Consider the following 17,317-nt stretch of genomic DNA (forward strand, 5'->3'; position numbering starts at 1 on the left):
CGGCATAGGGTCGCCACGTAACAAGCCGAAATCAAACAAATAGTGAATTCCTGACATGAAGAAAACTATCGCGCCGCTTGCGCTTATGCTTGTGGCCCAGACAGCACAGGCGCAGTCCATTGTCTTTGGTGCGGGGTATGCAGATTTTTCTCACAGCGCGGCCAGCGATGAAGCCGTCTTTTCGCTTGAGTACCAGCATCGTCCTTTTCATGAGGCTACACGCTTTTCCGCTGCATGGGGAACGGCTCTGACGGTGGATACAGCCGGCGATGTCCATGCTGGGTTCGGTTTGATCGGGTTTTACACGTTTGCGGACCGTTGGTTCGTTGAAGGCAGCGTTATGCCTGGCTATTATTCCGAAGGCAAAGACAGGAATGACCTGGGGGGTGAGTTCCAGATTCGCAGTCTGCTGGGCATCGGCTATACGCTGATCAACGGCGACAAGCTGTCTTTCGCAATTACCCATAAATCGAATGCCAGCACGCAGCATGACAACCCGGGCGTCAACGAAGCTTTGCTAAGATATCACTTCACCTACTGAGGTGTTGCAGCAGGACCGGGATTGATTTTCGCGCAAAGTTTCTGCACATCAGGTCGAAACCTGAATGCAAGGACTGCAGATGACCCGTATCGACGCAAAGTTCGCCGCCCTCAAGGCCGAAGGTAAAAAGGCGTTTGTCGCCTATATCATGGCGGGTGACCCGGATTTCGACACATCGCTTGAGGTCGTGAAGGGACTTCCCGGTGCCGGGGTGGACGTCATTGAACTGGGATTGCCCTTCACGGACCCGATGGCCGATGGGCCGACCATTCAGGCGGCTGGTCAGCGGGCCCTGGATGGGGGCATGACCTTGCAGCGAACCCTGGATCTGGCTCGCGCCTTCCGCGAGACTGACGATACGACCCCGATTGTTCTGATGGGGTACTACAACCCGATCTACAGCCGTGGTGTTGAAAAGTTTCTGGATGACGCCAAGGCCGCAGGCATCGATGGCCTGATCGTGGTTGACCTGCCCCCGGAAGAAGATGAGGAACTGTGCCTGCCAGCCCAGGCCGCGGGCCTGAACTTTATCCGCCTTGCCACGCCTACCACCGATGACAAACGCCTGCCCCGCGTTCTGCAGAACACGTCGGGCTTTGTGTACTACGTCTCGATCACCGGCATCACCGGCGCGGCCGAGGCGCAGGCCACGAATGTCGGGCCAGAAGTGGCGCGGATCAAGTCGGCAACCGACCTGCCGGTCATTGTGGGCTTTGGCATCAACTCGCCGGAAAAATCCAACGCAATCGCCAGCGTTGCTGATGGCGCGGTCGTTGGTTCAGCTATCGTCAGTCAGATCGCGGCAGGTAAACCCGTGGCCGAGGTTCTGGACTTTGTAAAGTCACTGGCCGACGGTGCGCACTCGGCCTGACCGCCCGGCAAATAAGCTATTCAAGAGACACCGCAGCAAGCGAACAGCGTGCTGCGGTTTTTCATGCCAGCGGACGATTGCACCAAGCGGATTGCGCCAGTAAAACTGCGTGACCCATTCACCAGAGGCGCTGTTTAATGTCCGTAATCACAACCATCGAAGACCTGCGGCACATCTACGAACGCCGCGTACCGCGTATGTTTTACGACTACGCCGAAAGCGGCAGTTGGACGGAACAGACCTTTCGGGAAAATAGCTCGGATTTTTCGGATATCCGCCTGCGCCAACGTGTTGCCGTCGATATGTCCGGGCGCTCGACCGCCTCGCAAATGATTGGTGAAGACGTGGCCATGCCTGTCGCGCTTGCCCCGGTGGGGTTAACGGGCATGCAGCACGCGGATGGCGAGATGAAGGCTGCCAAGGCCGCCGAAGAGTTCGGCGTGCCGTTCACCCTGTCGACCATGTCGATCAACTCGATCGAAGATGTGGCTGAACACACCACGAAACCCTTCTGGTTCCAGCTTTATACGATGAAGGATCAGGACTATGTCAGCCGCCTGATCCAGCGCGCCAAAGATGCAAAATGCTCGGCGCTCGTGATCACGCTGGACCTGCAAATCCTTGGACAGCGACACAAAGATCTGAAGAACGGCCTGTCAGCGCCGCCGAAACTGACCCCCAAATCAATCGCAAACCTGATGACTAAATGGTCCTGGGGGATCGAGATGCTGAACGCCAAGCGCCGCGAGTTCGGCAACATCGTTGGGCATGTTGACGGTATCTCGGACGCTTCGTCGCTGGGTGCATGGACAGCTGAACAGTTCGATCCCAGCCTTGATTGGGCAAAGGTCGAAAAGCTGATGCAGGAATGGGGCGGCAAGGTCATCCTGAAGGGTATTCTGGATGCTGAAGACGCCAAGAAGGCCGTAAAACTAGGTGCTGATGCCATAGTCGTTTCAAACCACGGCGGGCGTCAGTTGGACGGCGCACTCAGCTCAATTCGCATGCTGCCGCAAATCATGGATGCGGTCGGAGGGGATATTGAGGTTCACATGGACGGTGGAATTCGGTCTGGTCAGGACGTCCTGAAAGCCATCGCCTTGGGTGCCAAAGGCACGTATATCGGCCGCGCCTTTGTATACGGGTTAGGCGCAATGGGACAGAAAGGCGTAGCGACTGCGCTGGATGTCATCCAAAAGGAACTGGACACAACAATGGCGCTGTGCGGAGAACGCAGTGTTGGCGATCTGGGGCGGCACAACCTACTGATCCCCGATGACTTCGGCGGCCGCTGGCAGGATTGACCGCGTAAAAAAAAGGCGCTCTGCCCCGACCGTCTTCTGGGCAACTCCCCTTGGACATTTGCGGCCAGATGAAGCAACGGGTTCCGCATTCATCTGGCCCAAAATATCCCGGAGCGCGAGGCAGAGCCTCGCAAAAGGTCATAACGGCCAAAAAGACCTTTCCAATCACAGTGAATCAAGCTAAGGACGCGGCTTCACGCGGGCATACAGCCTTGGAGGATGCCCGCCCTAACATTGGAGATATATCATGGCTGGTGAGATTCCTGATCTCGTAGCTCTGGAACGGACGGGGACAGGCAAGGGCGCCGCTCGTCAAGCACGCCGCGACGGCATGGTTCCGGGCATTGTTTTTGGTGGCGACAAAGACCCGCTGCCAATTCAGATTCCGTTCAATGAACTGTTCAAGCGCCTGAAAGCTGGTCGGTTCAAGTCGACCCTGTGGAACCTTAAGGTTGATGGCCACGAAGACGTGCGCGTCATCTGCCGTGACGTTCAGCGTGACGTTGTCAAAGACCTGCCAACCCACCTGGACCTGATGCGCCTGCGCCGGACGACCAAGATCGCGTTGTTCATTCCCGTTGAATTCATCAACGAAGAAGCGGCACCCGGCATCAAAAAAGGCGGCGTTTTGACCGTTGTGCGCCCCGAAGTCGAACTGCTGTGCACCGCCGGCGACATTCCTGAGAAGATCACTGTTGATCTGACTGGCATGGAAATCAACGACGTCGTGACAATCTCGTCGGTGGACCTACCCGAAGGCACCAAGCCGACCATTGACCGTGATTTCGTGATCGCAAACGTCTCGGCACCGACCGGTCTGGCGACCAGCGATGAGGAAGAAGGCGAAGAGGCCGAAGTGGCGCCCGACGAGGTTGAAGTCGTCGGCCAGGAAGAAGCCGAAGAATAAATCCGGGGTCATATTCCGGAAATTTGAACGGGGCTCAGATCGGGCCCCGTTTTCTTTTGTCGACCGCACTGGAAAACGGGGGCCATTCCGTGCGATCACCCCCCTGTGCATATCGCTGTGAGCAAGGACAAAACTATGAAGCTGTTTGTCGGATTGGGAAACCCGGGGGCGAAATATGCCCGCAACCGACATAATATCGGCTTTTTGGCCGTGGACCGGATTGCCGAGGATCACGGCTTTGGCCCATGGAAAAGCAAGTTTCAGGCTGAACTCGCGGAAGGTCGGCTAGGCGGTCAGAAAGTGCTTTTGATCAAACCGCAGACTTTCATGAATCGTTCGGGCCAGTCCGTTGGTGAGGCGATGAGGTTCTACAAACTGGATTCGACCGATGTGACGGTATTTCACGACGAATTGGACCTCGCCCCTGGCAAGGTTCGGGTCAAGGCGGGGGGCGGCCATGCGGGCCACAACGGCTTACGCTCAATCCACGAACATATCAGCCCGGCCTATGACCGGGTGCGTCTGGGTATCGGCCATCCCGGTCGAAAAGAACTGGTCTCTCCCTATGTTCTGAGCGATTTTGCCAAGGCTGACGCCGATTGGCTGGACGACGTGCTGCGCGGTGTATCGGATGGTGCTGGATTTCTGGCTGACGGGGATGGCGGAAAATTCATGAACGCCGTCGCTTTACGCACGGCCCCGCCCCGGTCTTCCAAATCATCACCACAGCCAGACAAACCAGCCGAAAACCCAGCCCCTGCACCAGAGGTCGACAACCGCTCAGCTATGCAAAAGCTGCTGGACAAGTTCAAATAAGGCTGTTCACCTGACCGTAACGTCCCAATTGTGCACTTATTTCTCGTGCGCTCCAATACTGCGGCGATGGCGGAGGCAAGTATGACAGCAGTGTTGAAACGGCTTTTGCGTATCGTTCTGATGCTGGTGCTGGCCGCAAGTGTTGTGGGTTTCTGGAAACGCGAAGAGATACAGCGCCTGATGGCTGTTAATTCTTTGTTTTCCGAAGAGAAAATTGTTCAAAACTTCTCTCATATGAACGAGACCTTTCTGACGGTCGCGCTGCCCCGTGGCAATGGCCCAACATGGGAGCTGCCTTATGGTCCCGCATTTGATCTGCCAGAAGGCGCCGATGCATGGATAAAAGAGCGTAAAGTCACCTCTCTGCTTGTGATGCAGGCCGGACAGATCCGGTTCGAGGAGTATTATCTGGGCACAGCGCCCGAAGATCGGCGGATTTCCTGGTCAGTTGCCAAAAGCTACCTGTCAGCGCTCTTGGGCATCCTTGTGGACGAAAGTGCAATCGATTCACTGGATGACCCGGTCGTGAAATACGCGCCAAAACTGGAAGGCACCGCCTATGAGGGCGCATCCATCCGCAATGTTCTGAACATGGCCAGCGGTATTACCTTCGACGAGGATTATTTTGATCGCAATTCAGATATCAACCGGATGGGTCGTGTTGTGGCTTTGGGGGGTGAGTTGGACGACTTCACCGCGTCTTTTCAGAACACCTTCGCCACACCGGGCGAGACCTGGCAGTACGTATCGATCGACACCCATGTCATTAGCATGGTGATCCGCGGCGCAACTAGGCGGAGCGTGGCTGAATTGCTGACTGAGAGGATCATTCAACCCCTGGGTTTGGAGTATGACGGCTATTACCTGACGGACGGTGCCGGAGTTGCCTTTGTTCTTGGCGGGTTAAACTTCACCACCCGCGATTTTGCGCGTTTTGGCCAGATGATTTTGCAGAATGGTGTGCGTGACGGACAACAAATTGTCCCAGCAGACTGGATCGCCGACTCTGTTCTGCCCAGCGCACCAACCCCGTCTGGCAAAATGGGATATGGGTATCAATGGTGGGTACCAATTGGCGCGCACGAGGGCGAGTTTCTGGCCCGTGGTGTTTACGGTCAGTATATCTATTTCGATCAGCCGCGCGGTGTTCTGATCGTCACGACCGCCGCAGATCGCAAGTTCCGTGATCCGGGCATCAATGAGGAGAACATAGAAATGTTCCGCAAGATCGCCCAAAGCCTGTAAGGTAGCTCTATGCAAAAACAAGACAGTATCAATGTATTAGGGGGTGTGCTCGCCCCGTGTTCACGTGATCCGCTGACCGGATTCTTCCGCGATGGCGCGTGCAACACCTGCCCCGAGGATCAGGGCAGCCACACGGTTTGCGCTGTAATGACGGCCGAGTTTCTGGCCTTTTCCAAATATGTCGGCAACGACCTCAGCACGCCACGGCCCGAGTTCAACTTTCCCGGATTGAAACCCGGTGACAGTTGGTGTCTGTGCGCAGGGCGCTTTATGCAAGCCCATGACGAAGGCTGCGCCCCCAAGGTTCATCTTGAGGCAACCCATCAACGGGCCTTGGATGTGGCACCGCTGGATATCCTGAGCCTGCATGCTGTGACCGCGGATTGACTCCGGTCACGGGACCTGCACCAAGCAGACGCCAAACGACAAGATGAAAGTACGAGATACACCCTGAGCTTAAATGCACTGATGGGTCCGTCCAACCTCGAAGGTTTCAACCGCTTTGTAAAAAGAAAAAACCGGCCCTGTGACGGGGCCGGTTCTATCTTTTCTGGCTTCTCGGCGTTCAGTCTGCCGTGCGGCCTTCTGTATCGGACATATCGAAGTTCAGATACTTGGCGACAGTTTGGACGTCCTTATCGCCGCGTCCGCACATATTCATGCAAATCAAGTGATCCTTGGGCAGATCAGGCGCAATCTTCATCACGTGCGCCAGTGCATGAGAGGGCTCCAACGCCGGGATAATTCCTTCGGTCGCGCAGCATAGCTGGAACGCCTCCAGCGCCTCTTTGTCTGTGATCGAGACATATTTCGCGCGGCCAATATCATGCAGCCAGGAATGCTCGGGGCCGATTCCGGGGTAATCCAAACCGGCCGAGATCGAATAGCCTTCCAGAATCTGGCCGTCGTCATCTTGCAACAGGTATGTGCGATTGCCGTGCAATACGCCCGGACGACCACCGGTCAGCGAGGCGCAATGCTCCATCTTTTCGTTCACGCCTTTGCCGCCAGCCTCAACACCGATGATGTTTACGTCTTTATCATCAAGGAACGGATAGAAAAGGCCCATGGCGTTTGAACCGCCACCGATTGCGGCGATGATCGTATCAGGCAGACGGCCCTCGGCCTTCATCATCTGCTCTTTGGCTTCCTTGCCAATGATTGACTGAAAGTCACGCACCATCGCTGGATACGGGTGTGGACCAGCCACGGTGCCGATGCAGTAGAACGTGTCGCGTACGTTGGTGACCCAATCCCGCAGAGCATCGTTCATCGCGTCTTTCAGCGTGCCGCGCCCTGATGTCACCGGGATAACCTCAGCCCCCAGAAGGCGCATCCGGAACACGTTTGGGGCCTGACGCTGCACATCATGCGCGCCCATGTAAACCACACATTTCAGACCGAACTTGGCACAGACCGTTGCGGTGGCCACACCATGCTGCCCTGCCCCGGTTTCGGCAATGATCCGCGTCTTGCCCATGCGGCGTGCCAGAATGATCTGACCCAGCACGTTGTTGATCTTGTGCGCGCCGGTGTGGTTCAGCTCATCCCGCTTGAGATAAATCTTCGCGCCGCCCAGATGCTCGGTCAGGCGTTCCGCATAATACAAAGGTGACGGGCGGCCCACATAGTTGGCCCATAGATCGTCCATTTCGGCCCAGAATGTGGGATCATCCTTGGCCTTCTCATATTCCTCCTCCAACGACAGGATCAGGGGCATCAGCGTTTCACTGACAAACCGCCCGCCGAAAATACCGAACCGGCCTTGTTCATCCGGGCCGGACATGAAGGAATTGAAAAGATCGTTGGCCATGGGTGTCTCCATCGTCGTACCCGTTGTTCATAGGAGGTGGCGACGGGATTTGCCATCGCAAAACGCATTATTCCGCCGCTTCAAAATGTTGCGCCCAGACCTTTAGCGCTTGCTCTCGGCTAGGAATGGCGATGCAGGGGAAATGATGAAACTGGTTCACGTCCGCCAGCCGCGACGTGACCTGAATTACACGGCGATGAGGACCGGAATGGGCAAAGGTCAGCATGGCCTCGACGTCGTGCCAAACGCTCAGTGAGAAATAAAGGCCCCGGTGTGTGAACACGTCCGCTTGCAGACACAGCGGATCACCGCGCGCCTGCAGCAGCGCCTGACGCGCATGCCAGAGCAGTTCGGGGCCGTAGTACCACCGTTTCAATGAAACGCCGCCAATTGCTGCAAGCATAAGTGCGCCCTCCTAAACGGAGATACGCCGCGACCCAGCGTTCAGATCACTGCGTTGCTTCAATAAATGCCCGAATCTTAGCCGCGTCTTTGACACCTGGTGCACTTTCCACGCCTGATGACACATCAACTTGCCGGGCGCCGGTCATGCGTATCGCCTCAGCGACGTTGTCAGGCGTTAATCCACCTGCCAGCATCCATGGACGCCGCCAATATTTGCGCCCAGCCAGCAGGCGCCAGTCAAAAGCAAGGCCGTTGCCACCGGGCAATTCAGACTGGCGCGGGGGCTTGGCGTCGATCAGCAATTGATCGGCCACCTCGGAATACAGATCAATCGCGGCCAGATCCTCGGCGTCGGCGACGCCCACGGCTTTCATGACCGGTAAGCCATACCGTGCGCGCAACTCGGCCACGCGGTCCGGGCTTTCTTTCCCGTGCAGTTGGAGCATATCCAGCGGTACATTAGCAGTGATGCGATCCAACTCCTCATCGGTCGCATTCACGGTCAGCGCGACCTTGGCGACGCCAGGGGGCACCAGATGGGCAAGCTTTGCCGCGCCCTCAATAGTCAGATGTCGCGGCGACTTGGGGAAGAAAACAAAGCCACCATACCGCGCCCCGGCCTCCGCCGCTGCGCGCACATGATCAGGTGCGGTCAGACCGCAAATTTTAACAGACGCATCAGACATGAGAGGGCTTCAGTTGGTCTCATCCAGCAATGCCAGAACGTCGTCCTTGCCTTCGTTCTGTTTGTTCTTGAGCTTTTTAACCTCTCGCTCAAGCTTGCGCACTTCGCCCTTCTTCACCGTGGCATCTTTGCGGTGCTTGTGCTCGCGCAGCCATTCCCACAGGAAGCCAATCACCAGACCGGCCACGACGCCACCCAGAACCACAATGAACAGCGGCAATGATGTTGACAGGTTAAAGCCCAGTAACTCGGACAGGGCATCAGGCATCAGTTTCAGCTCAACAATCTGGCTGTTTCCCAGAGAGATTGACACCAGCACGATTCCCAGGATGCCCAGGAATCCATATCGAAGATAACGCATCATGCCCTAGGCTTTACCGTTCAATCGGTCCCTTAGCAACTTGCCAGTTTTGAAAAACGGTACGCATTTTTCTTCGACCTGAACGGTTTCACCAGTCCGGGGGTTGCGCCCCACCCGGGCATCGCGTTGTTTTACAGAGAAAGCCCCAAAGCCGCGCAGCTCAACACGGTCTCCGCGCGCCATGGCATCCGTCACTTCTTCGAACACAGTATTCACGATCCGCTCGACGTCGCGTTGATACAGATGCGGGTTTTCGTCGGCGATTTTCTGAATCAGTTCTGAACGGATCATGAGCGTTACCCTCCCAGGCGACCTTGGTCATCTCTAGTTGTCTGGCCAGTATAGAAAAAAACCCGGTACGGGGGAACGTCGACTCGGTGTCGAAAGACTTCATTTTTGCAATAAGTCGTGTGATTTTTTGCTTCTAGGTCCGAATTTCAACCAAAAGCGCAAACGACTATTAAAATAACACTACGTTTTGGAACATATTGATTCGCAACAAAAACGGCCCCTCGTGCGTACGAGGGGCCGAAAAATCTTTCGTTAGGCGCTTCGGCTTAGTCGCCGGATTTCAGCGCTGCACCAAGGATGTCGCCCAGCGACGCGCCCGAGTCTGAAGAACCGTACTGTTCCACGGCCTCTTTCTCTTCGGCGATTTCGCGTGCTTTGATCGACAGGCCCAGACGGCGGGTCTTGCTGTCAACGTTGGTGACGCGAACGTCGACCTTGTCACCGACCGAGAAACGCTCAGGACGCTGCTCAGCACGATCACGCGACAGGTCAGAACGACGGATGAACGACTTCATGCCTTCGTACTCGACCTCGATGCCGCCATCTTCGATCGCGGTGACTTCAACAGTGATGACCGAGCCACGCTTCACGCCGCCCACGGCTTCGGCGAACTTGTCACCGCCCAGGGCTTTGATCGACAGCGAGATACGCTCTTTTTCCACGTCAACTTCCGAGACAACCGCCTGAACGACGTCGCCTTTGCGGTAGTTCTGGATCGCATCTTCGCCGCGCTCGTCCCAGGACAGGTCGGACAGGTGAACCATGCCGTCGATGTCGCCTTCGAGGCCAATGAACAGACCGAATTCGGTGATGTTCTTGACTTCGCCTTCGACCTCGGTGCCCTCGGGGTGCGTTTCTGCAAACACTTCCCATGGGTTGCGCTGAGTCTGTTTCAGGCCCAGAGACACGCGACGCTTGGCGCCGTCGATTTCCAGAACCATGACGTCGACTTCTTGGCTGGTCGAAACGATCTTGCCGGGGTGGACGTTTTTCTTGGTCCAGGACATTTCGGAGACGTGCACCAGACCTTCGACACCGGCTTCCAGCTCGACGAACGCGCCGTAGTCGGTGATGTTGGTGACGCGACCCTGATGGACCGAGCCCAGCGGGTACTTGGCAGCAACCAGATCCCACGGATCTTCCTGCAGCTGCTTCATGCCCAGGCTGATGCGGTGGGTATCTTTGTTGATCTTGATGACCTGAACCTTGATGGTTTCGCCGATCGTCAGGATCTCGGACGGGTGGTTCACACGGCGCCATGCCATGTCGGTGACGTGCAGCAGGCCGTCGACGCCGCCCAGGTCAACAAATGCACCGTATTCGGTGATGTTCTTGACAACACCCTCGACGGTCTGACCTTCGGACAGGTTGCCGATAACTTCGGCACGCTGCTCGGCACGCGATTCTTCCAGGATTGCGCGACGCGACACAACGATGTTGCCACGGCGGCGGTCCATTTTCAGAATCTGGAACGGCTGCTTCAGACCCATCAGCGGGCCAGCGTCACGCACGGGGCGAACATCAACCTGCGAGCCGGGCAGGAACGCAACTGCGCCACCCAGATCGACGGTGAAGCCACCTTTGACGCGACCAAAGATTGCACCTTCGACGCGCTGGTCGTCGGCATATGCTTTTTCCAGACGGTCCCATGCCTCTTCACGGCGGGCCATCTCACGCGAGATAACAGCTTCGCCGCGGGCGTTTTCTGCGGCGCGCAGGTAAACTTCGACCTCGTCACCGACAGCGATTTCAGGGGCTTCGCCGGGATTTGCGAATTCTTTCAGATCAACGCGGCCTTCCATTTTGTAGCCTACGTCGATGATGGCCTGGCCGGCTTCGATCGCCAGAACCTTGCCTTTGACAACAGACCCTTCCTCGGGTGTGTCCATTTCGAAGCTTTCATTCAGGAGGGCTTCGAATTCCTCCATGGATGCGTTAGCCATGTGGCGTTGTTTTCCTTTACATAACGTTTTTGCTGGCCGAGCGGTTGTCTCCGCCGGTCTTGTTTCCTGATGTCATCCGGCGTGATCCGGGGCGCATCCGACTACACAAACACAAAGGGCCGAGGAAACCCGGCCCTGCTCAGATACGTCATCCGGACGTTAACCGCCCATGTTTAGACGGGTGCTCTATAACGGCTCGGGCGCTGCCCCGCAAGTCGAAAGCTGCATAGTGCCGCGTGTCGCGCGCGAAACCGCCCGCTTCACATCGGCTTGATCACGCGTCATACCAGTTGTCCTAAAATGCCCAGCGCGGCACTACACAACGTATTCCCTTTAACACAGGAGCAACCGGGCCATGGAAGACTTCAACCTGATCGTTGCGCAGCAGCCTCAATGGATTCAAATCTGGTTGAATATCTTGTCCTTCGGCGCCTTTCTTTTACCGATTTCCTTGCTGATATGGCGCCAATCGCGCGTGGCCTCAATCATCACCTTGATCAGCAGCATGTTGGCCGCAGCGGGTGTAATTTTTATTTTCAATCAGCTTGGATATGTTCGGTTGATGGGATTGGGGCATATCATTCCCTGGACGCCTCTTGCATTTTACCTGTGGTACCAGCAAGCCCGCGCCGACATGCCTGAACCACCCAGACGGATCATCCGCTTTATCCTTCTGACGATTACGATCTCGCTGGTTTTCGACTACGCAGATGTCGTGCGCTATCTGCTGGGCGAGCGGGCAGCATTCACTGCTCCGGCCTAGGTTCCGGTCTGAACACCGAAATTGAGTCACAGAAGGCAGAGGTTTAAGGCCCTGCCTCCCGAGCTTTTGTCGAAACACCTTACGGGTTGAACGCACAGATACGTTAGAAAAGTTGCAGATCTTTCTTGCCGCTCTGAATTTCAGCAAGGTTTGGCATGTTCTGAATTGTTATGGGTTCCGGTGCCGCACCTGGTACTGCGACTGTTGGTTTTGCGGCATTTGCCATAACAAAGGCTGGTTGCTTCAGCTCGCCACGGATATCGCGCAAAAGCGTTTTGTGATCCGGCATTGTATTGATGATCTGAGCAAGATCCGCTTTGGCGCGCCTCATACCCTGTTCCCAAATCTGCTTTTTCAGCGGCCGAACACGATCTCGGATACCAGTCCCATAACCGGTATCGTAAGACTGTTTACCCAACAGAACCGTCTGATAGACGCGATGGTCAAATAGCGTGGCGAACTCGACATCGTGTTGCATCGGCAGACGGTGCTGCCACAACTCCAAGTTCTCGGCCAACCGATCCGGCACCTTCATTTCAGTACGCGCGTCGATCCAATACTGGTCATCCTTGCGATTGCCCAACTTGTAGTGCAGGCAGATAAACTCCAGAACCTCGTTATACAGCTTGTCCATCTGCCGGTTGTACCTGGCCCGTAGCGATGGCTCGATGTCTCGCGTGGGCAGGTGTTCGGCAAACCAGCGCACCGCGTGATCAATCATATGAATCGCGGTGCTTTCCAGCGGCTCGATAAAGCCGCCTGACAGACCAATCGCCACGCAGTTCTTGACCCAGGCGTTGCGCACGCGCCCGACGCGCATTGGAATCACGCGCGGCGTTGCGCCCTTGCCGCTGTCACCCAGCCACTCGAGGTATTCATCTGCCGCCTGATCATCCGTACGGTGAGCCGACGAATACACATAACCCGTACCCACACGGTTATAGAGAGGCACACGCCAAGTCCAACCTGCGCCAAGTGCAGTGGATCGCGTGAGGCTTTCGATCTTTCTTGGATTGGGATGTTCGATCTGCAGCGCCATGGCTCGATCGTTTGGCAGGTAGTCCGAATAATCCATAAACGGCTCGCCAAGCGCTTGGTTGATGATCAACCCGCGGAACCCGGTGCAGTCTACGACCATTTCGATGTCGTGGCGACCGGCACGTTCCAGCATCAGATGGCTGACATTGCCCTTTTCATCCAACTCAACCGTTTGGACCTCATCCCGAATATGTTCAACGCCGCGCTGGGTGCAGACCTTGGTGAGCATGCCTGCGAATTTCACGGCGTCCAGATGATACGCATAGCCAAAGCGTTGTTCAAATTCAGGCTGGCCCAATTGCCGCGCGCCCTTGCACAAACGGCCCAGGTGATCATGCGGTGAAATAGATTGCGTGAAATCCCGATCTCCGTTGCCAAAGCGCAAGAAATACTCGGCGGCGTCTAACCCCTCGACCATCTGGCCATGCGCAAACGGGTTCACGTAATCGATGCGATTGCCCTTGGCGTCCTTGTTCCAATTGCAGAACTTCACACCCAGCTTGAACGAAGCGTTCGTCTCGCGGAAAAAATCCCGCTCTGAGATGCCCGCCTGGCGGAGCGTGACCGGCATGCGCGGCACAGTGGCCTCACCAACACCGACTGTTGAGATATTGGGGCTTTCGATCAGGCAGATACTCGGGCGATCTTTGGGGGCAGACGTGCGGGAAAACACCATATCCAGGATCAGCGCGGTCATCCAACCCGCTGTACCACCACCAACGATGGTGATCTTGCGCAAACGATTGTTCATGTTTTTTGGTCCCTGTTAGCTTGGGGAATTTTCTGCGGCATCCTCTTTTGAGGTTTGAGTGCTGCTTTCCCTCTTGGCGATCCCAGAACTATAACAGCTTTCCCGCATCCAGCTAGGGCTTAACCACAGAAGGCCCGCTTTCATCTGACCAAGTAACTCTTGGTGAGGAAAGCGTACCGTACCGCGCCAGCTTTGAACGATCTGCAATGTTTATCGACCGTTCTGCGATAGCACGTTCAAATCAAGCCCCCTAATTCTGTTTCAGCGGTTGGCAGTTCAACCAGCCGAACCTGAACAGAAAAGGAAATCACTATGAAATCTCTGGTTCTCACAGGCCTGATTGCCACCTTGCCCCTGATCGCGGCCCCGGCCTTTGCGGCGGATGAGATCAATGTCTCGAACGGTATTTCGGCAGCCGGTGCGCCCTTGGCTGCGCACGGTGTCGATCTGGTTGCGCTGCTGCAGGACGGCAACCCGGTCGAGGGCTTTGCAACGCACACGGCGACCCATGACGGCGCGTCTTACTACTTCTCCAGCGCTGCAAACCTGGAAGCGTTCGAAGCCAACCCTGCCGCCTATCTGCCGCAGCACGGCGGATTCTGTTCGTTTGGCGTTTCGGTCGGCAAGAAGTTTGACGGCGACCCGGATCAGTACCTGGTCTCGGACGGTAAACTGTACCTGTTCCTGAACGCCGAAACCCGCGCCGCGTTCCTGAAAGACGTACCCGCGACGGCAAAAACCGCTGACGATCAGTGGTCGAAGATCAAGAGCGTTGCAGTAGGCGAACTGTAATACTCTGCCCCGCGGCGCTATTGCGTCGCGGGGCGTTTGCTTTCGATCAGCGCCACGGCCCTTTCAAGCGCCGCCTCGATACTCAGGTCCGAGGTATCCAGACGCACGGCGTCCTCCGCAGGCTTCATAGGCGCCGTGATACGCTCAGCATCTCTGGCATCGCGCTCACGCACATCTGCCAAAACCTGTTCTTGCGTGACATCAGACCCTTTGGCCTTCAATTCCAGATAGCGACGTTCTGCCCGGACCTCGGCGCTTGCCGTGACGAACAACTTGATCTCGGCTTCGGGGCAGATGACCGTTCCGATATCGCGCCCATCCAAAACCGCTCCCCCAGCCCGTCGCGCAAAAGCCCGTTGAAAATCAACCAGCGCCGCGCGAACTTCGGGAATTACCGCGACTTTTGAGGCCGCCTGGGCAATCTCGACCGTCCTGAGATCGCCCTGTTCCAACTCGTCCGCCTTCAAGGCCTGCGCCGCCGCGATGGCGTCCGTGCCATCCAATGTCCGACGCCCTACTGCACGATACAGCAACCCGGTGTCCAGATGCGCAAACCCAAAATGCGCCGCGACACCTTTCGCGATCGTTCCCTTACCGGCGGCAGCAGGGCCGTCAATCGCCACCGTAAAGCTCATGTGCGTTCGACCTTGGCGCCCAGCGAGGACATCAGCGGTTCAAAAATTGGGAAGGACGTCGCAATCGGGCTGCCATCATCGACAGATACCGGTGATTTTGCACCCATGCCCATCACCATAAACGACATGGCAATGCGGTGATCCAAAAAGCTTTCACACGTGCCGCCGCCGGGAATCTTGCCAATGCCCAAGCCTTCGACCGACCACCATTCTTCGCCTTCATCGACGGTAACACCGTTGGCACGCAGGCCTTTTGCCATTGCGTCAATCCGGTCGCTTTCCTTCACGCGCAGCTCTTTAACGCCACCCATCATCGTCGTGCCGGTGGCATTGGCTGCAACCACGGACAGAACCGGGTATTCGTCGATCATCGAGGCCGCGCGGTCGGGCGGCACGTTGATGCCCTTCATATTCGGCGAATAGCGCGCGCGCAGATCGGCGACGGGTTCGCCGCCCTCTTCCCGCTCGTTCTCATAGGTCAGATCCGCGCCCATCTCACGCAGAGTGGTGAACAGCCCTGCACGGGTTGGGTTCAGGCCAATTCCCGGAACCAACACGTCGGAACCGGGCGTAATCAGCGCAGCGCAGACTGGAAACGCCGCGCTGGAGGGGTCGCGTGGTACGGCAATTACCTGCGGCTTCAACTCGGGACGTCCTGTCAGAGTAATAACCCGGCCTTCATCCGTATCTTCGACAGTGATTTCCGCTCCGAAGCCGGCCAGCATCCGCTCTGAATGGTCGCGGGTGGCCTCTTTCTCGATCACAACGGTTTTGCCGGGTGCATTTAGGCCCGCCAGAAGGACCGCTGATTTCACCTGCGCCGATGGCACCGGAACCTCATAGCGCACCGGGATCGGCTCTGCCGCTCCGACAATCGTCATCGGCAAACGCCCGCCCGACCGCCCAACCGATTGCGCGCCAAAAAGCGACAGCGGATCAGTGACCCGTGCCATCGGCCGCTTGTTCAGGCTGGCATCACCGGTAAAGGTCGCGGTGATCGGGCTGGTCGCCATCGCGCCCATGATCAACCGCACACCGGTGCCCGAGTTGCCGCAATCGATCACCTGATCGGGCTCGGCAAAGCCACCGACACCGACGCCGTGCACGGTCCATTCACCATTCCCGTGATCGGTAACTTCGGCTCCGAATGCACGCATGGCCTTGGCGGTGTCCAGAACATCTTCACCTTCCAGCAAGCCGGAAATCCTGGTCTCGCCCACTGCCATCGCGCCAAGGATCAGCGACCGGTGCGAGATCGACTTGTCGCCCGGCACTTCGGCCGTGCCAGTCAGCGGACCGCAGGGATGCGAGGTCATCGGGATGGGCGTGCCGTGTCCGGACATGAAGGCTCCTTAATTGCGCTATCAGTGCTCAAGCCGATTAGCGAATTGGGGCCGGTTGGTCCAGCCGCAATCAGTCTTTGCGCCGGAAGGTCAGGTAATGGGGCGTGCGCCCTTCGCGAAGGGCCTTCTGTTCATACCGGGTGGAAATCCAGTCGTCCCACGGTTCGCGCCAGTCCGAGGGGCGTTCAGCCAGCCATTCAAACCCGGCGCGCGGAACTTCTTCCAAAGTCTGTCGGACATAATCCGGAATGTCGGTGGCCACCCGAAAGATTGCACCGGGCTTCAGAGCGCGGGCCATCGGTTCCAAATGTTCAGGAGTCACAAAACGCCGACGATGATGACGTGTCTTGGGCCAAGGATCGGGATACAGCAGAAACGCACGCGAGATACTGGCTTCGGGCAGTACATCGAACAGGTCACGCGCATCACCTGGATGCACCGCAAGGTTCTTGACCCCGGCATTGCGAATCTTACCCAGCAACATGGCAACGCCGTTGATATACGGCTCAGCCCCGATAATGCCAATTTGCGGATTGCGCGTGGCCTGATGAACCAGATGTTCGCCACCGCCAAAGCCAACCTCAAGCCAGATCTCCTTGCCACCAAATAACGTTTTCAGGTCCAGTGGATGACGTTCCGGGTTGCTCTCCCAATCCACGGCCCCTGGCGACAGGGCATCAAGGTCTTCGTTCAGGTATGCCTTCTGGCTTTGCTTCAAAGCCTTGCCTTTGAAGCGGCCATAGAAGTTTCTGCGGGGGCGTTTGGGTGTCTGGGTGCTCATGGCGGTGCCCATACTGCGCGGGCGACATCGAG

Annotated in this window: 19 protein-coding genes; 9 read left to right on the forward strand and 10 right to left on the reverse strand. The window is 56.9% G+C overall.

Annotated elements, in window-relative coordinates:
* The first annotated feature begins 55 nt into the window (after nt 1–55).
* The 7 genes from LCM21_RS05270 (at nt 56) to LCM21_RS05300 (ending at nt 6,071) form a co-directional block, all read left to right on the forward strand.
* Nucleotides 56–541 carry an acyloxyacyl hydrolase gene (locus LCM21_RS05270; RefSeq protein ID WP_224889623.1) on the forward strand — a complete coding sequence of 162 codons (486 nt, stop codon included), beginning with the start codon at nt 56–58 and terminating at the stop codon, nt 539–541.
* Between the two features lie 79 nt (nt 542–620).
* Nucleotides 621–1,412, forward strand: coding sequence for a tryptophan synthase subunit alpha (gene trpA, locus LCM21_RS05275; protein WP_224889624.1), 792 nt, complete (start codon nt 621–623; stop codon nt 1,410–1,412).
* A 137-nt stretch (nt 1,413–1,549) separates the two neighbouring features.
* The gene (locus LCM21_RS05280) at nt 1,550–2,716 is read left to right on the forward strand and encodes an alpha-hydroxy acid oxidase (protein WP_224889625.1); all 1,167 of its coding nucleotides are present in this window, start codon (nt 1,550–1,552) and stop codon (nt 2,714–2,716) included.
* 247 nt (nt 2,717–2,963) lie between these two features.
* Nucleotides 2,964–3,623 carry a 50S ribosomal protein L25/general stress protein Ctc gene (locus tag LCM21_RS05285; RefSeq protein ID WP_224889626.1) on the forward strand — a complete coding sequence of 220 codons (660 nt, stop codon included), beginning with the start codon at nt 2,964–2,966 and terminating at the stop codon, nt 3,621–3,623.
* Nucleotides 3,624–3,758: 135 nt separating this feature from the next.
* Nucleotides 3,759–4,439 carry an aminoacyl-tRNA hydrolase gene (pth, locus tag LCM21_RS05290; RefSeq protein ID WP_224889627.1) on the forward strand — a complete coding sequence of 227 codons (681 nt, stop codon included), beginning with the start codon at nt 3,759–3,761 and terminating at the stop codon, nt 4,437–4,439.
* 81 nt (nt 4,440–4,520) lie between these two features.
* Complete coding sequence (locus tag LCM21_RS05295; RefSeq protein WP_224889628.1) at nt 4,521–5,684, forward strand: serine hydrolase domain-containing protein; 1,164 nt, start codon at nt 4,521–4,523, stop codon at nt 5,682–5,684.
* Nucleotides 5,685–5,693: 9 nt separating this feature from the next.
* Entirely contained in the window at nt 5,694–6,071 is a 378-nt protein-coding gene (locus tag LCM21_RS05300) for a DUF2237 family protein (RefSeq protein ID WP_224889629.1), read from the forward strand.
* Between the two features lie 178 nt (nt 6,072–6,249).
* Here LCM21_RS05300 and trpB read toward each other — a convergent pair whose 3' ends face one another.
* The 6 genes from trpB to rpsA form a co-directional block, all read right to left on the reverse strand.
* Nucleotides 6,250–7,497: a tryptophan synthase subunit beta gene (gene trpB / locus LCM21_RS05305; protein ID WP_068337744.1), complete on the reverse strand. Its 1,248-nt coding sequence runs from the start codon at nt 7,495–7,497 to the stop codon at nt 6,250–6,252.
* Between the two features lie 67 nt (nt 7,498–7,564).
* Nucleotides 7,565–7,900, reverse strand: a complete 336-nt coding sequence (locus LCM21_RS05310; RefSeq protein ID WP_224889630.1) for a hypothetical protein — start codon at nt 7,898–7,900, stop codon at nt 7,565–7,567.
* Nucleotides 7,901–7,946: 46 nt separating this feature from the next.
* On the reverse strand, nt 7,947–8,588 hold the full coding sequence (locus tag LCM21_RS05315) for a phosphoribosylanthranilate isomerase (RefSeq protein ID WP_224889631.1): 642 nt from the start codon (nt 8,586–8,588) through the stop codon (nt 7,947–7,949).
* A 9-nt stretch (nt 8,589–8,597) separates the two neighbouring features.
* Nucleotides 8,598–8,948 carry a lipopolysaccharide assembly protein LapA domain-containing protein gene (locus LCM21_RS05320; protein WP_068337892.1) on the reverse strand — a complete coding sequence of 117 codons (351 nt, stop codon included), beginning with the start codon at nt 8,946–8,948 and terminating at the stop codon, nt 8,598–8,600.
* A 6-nt stretch (nt 8,949–8,954) separates the two neighbouring features.
* On the reverse strand, nt 8,955–9,239 hold the full coding sequence (ihfB, locus tag LCM21_RS05325; RefSeq protein ID WP_037310872.1) for an integration host factor subunit beta: 285 nt from the start codon (nt 9,237–9,239) through the stop codon (nt 8,955–8,957).
* A 266-nt stretch (nt 9,240–9,505) separates the two neighbouring features.
* The gene (gene rpsA, locus LCM21_RS05330) at nt 9,506–11,182 is read right to left on the reverse strand and encodes a 30S ribosomal protein S1 (protein WP_224889632.1); all 1,677 of its coding nucleotides are present in this window, start codon (nt 11,180–11,182) and stop codon (nt 9,506–9,508) included.
* 355 nt (nt 11,183–11,537) lie between these two features.
* Here rpsA and LCM21_RS05335 point away from each other — a divergent pair, with 355 nt between their 5' ends.
* Nucleotides 11,538–11,945, forward strand: coding sequence for a hypothetical protein (locus LCM21_RS05335; protein ID WP_224889633.1), 408 nt, complete (start codon nt 11,538–11,540; stop codon nt 11,943–11,945).
* Nucleotides 11,946–12,048: 103 nt separating this feature from the next.
* On the opposite strand, the gene LCM21_RS05340 is transcribed toward LCM21_RS05335, so the two are convergent.
* Nucleotides 12,049–13,734, reverse strand: a complete 1,686-nt coding sequence (locus tag LCM21_RS05340) for a tryptophan halogenase family protein (RefSeq protein ID WP_224889634.1) — start codon at nt 13,732–13,734, stop codon at nt 12,049–12,051.
* A gap of 312 nt (nt 13,735–14,046) precedes the next feature.
* Here LCM21_RS05340 and LCM21_RS05345 point away from each other — a divergent pair, with 312 nt between their 5' ends.
* Nucleotides 14,047–14,526, forward strand: a complete 480-nt coding sequence (locus LCM21_RS05345; RefSeq protein WP_068337754.1) for a YHS domain-containing (seleno)protein — start codon at nt 14,047–14,049, stop codon at nt 14,524–14,526.
* Between the two features lie 17 nt (nt 14,527–14,543).
* On the opposite strand, the gene cmk is transcribed toward LCM21_RS05345, so the two are convergent.
* From cmk to trmB, 3 genes are all read right to left on the reverse strand, one after another.
* Nucleotides 14,544–15,161, reverse strand: a complete 618-nt coding sequence (cmk, locus tag LCM21_RS05350) for a (d)CMP kinase (RefSeq protein ID WP_224889635.1) — start codon at nt 15,159–15,161, stop codon at nt 14,544–14,546.
* Nucleotides 15,158–16,504 (reverse strand): 3-phosphoshikimate 1-carboxyvinyltransferase, encoded by a 1,347-nt coding sequence (gene aroA / locus LCM21_RS05355; RefSeq protein ID WP_224889636.1) that lies wholly within the window; start codon nt 16,502–16,504, stop codon nt 15,158–15,160. The genes cmk and aroA overlap by 4 nt, the downstream gene beginning before the upstream one ends.
* 70 nt (nt 16,505–16,574) lie before the next feature.
* Nucleotides 16,575–17,285, reverse strand: a complete 711-nt coding sequence (gene trmB / locus LCM21_RS05360; protein ID WP_224889637.1) for a tRNA (guanine(46)-N(7))-methyltransferase TrmB — start codon at nt 17,283–17,285, stop codon at nt 16,575–16,577.
* Nucleotides 17,286–17,317 lie beyond the last annotated feature (32 nt).

The sequence above is a fragment of the Ruegeria profundi genome, assembly GCF_020171505.1.
Classification (GTDB): Bacteria; Pseudomonadota; Alphaproteobacteria; order Rhodobacterales; family Rhodobacteraceae; genus Ruegeria; species Ruegeria profundi.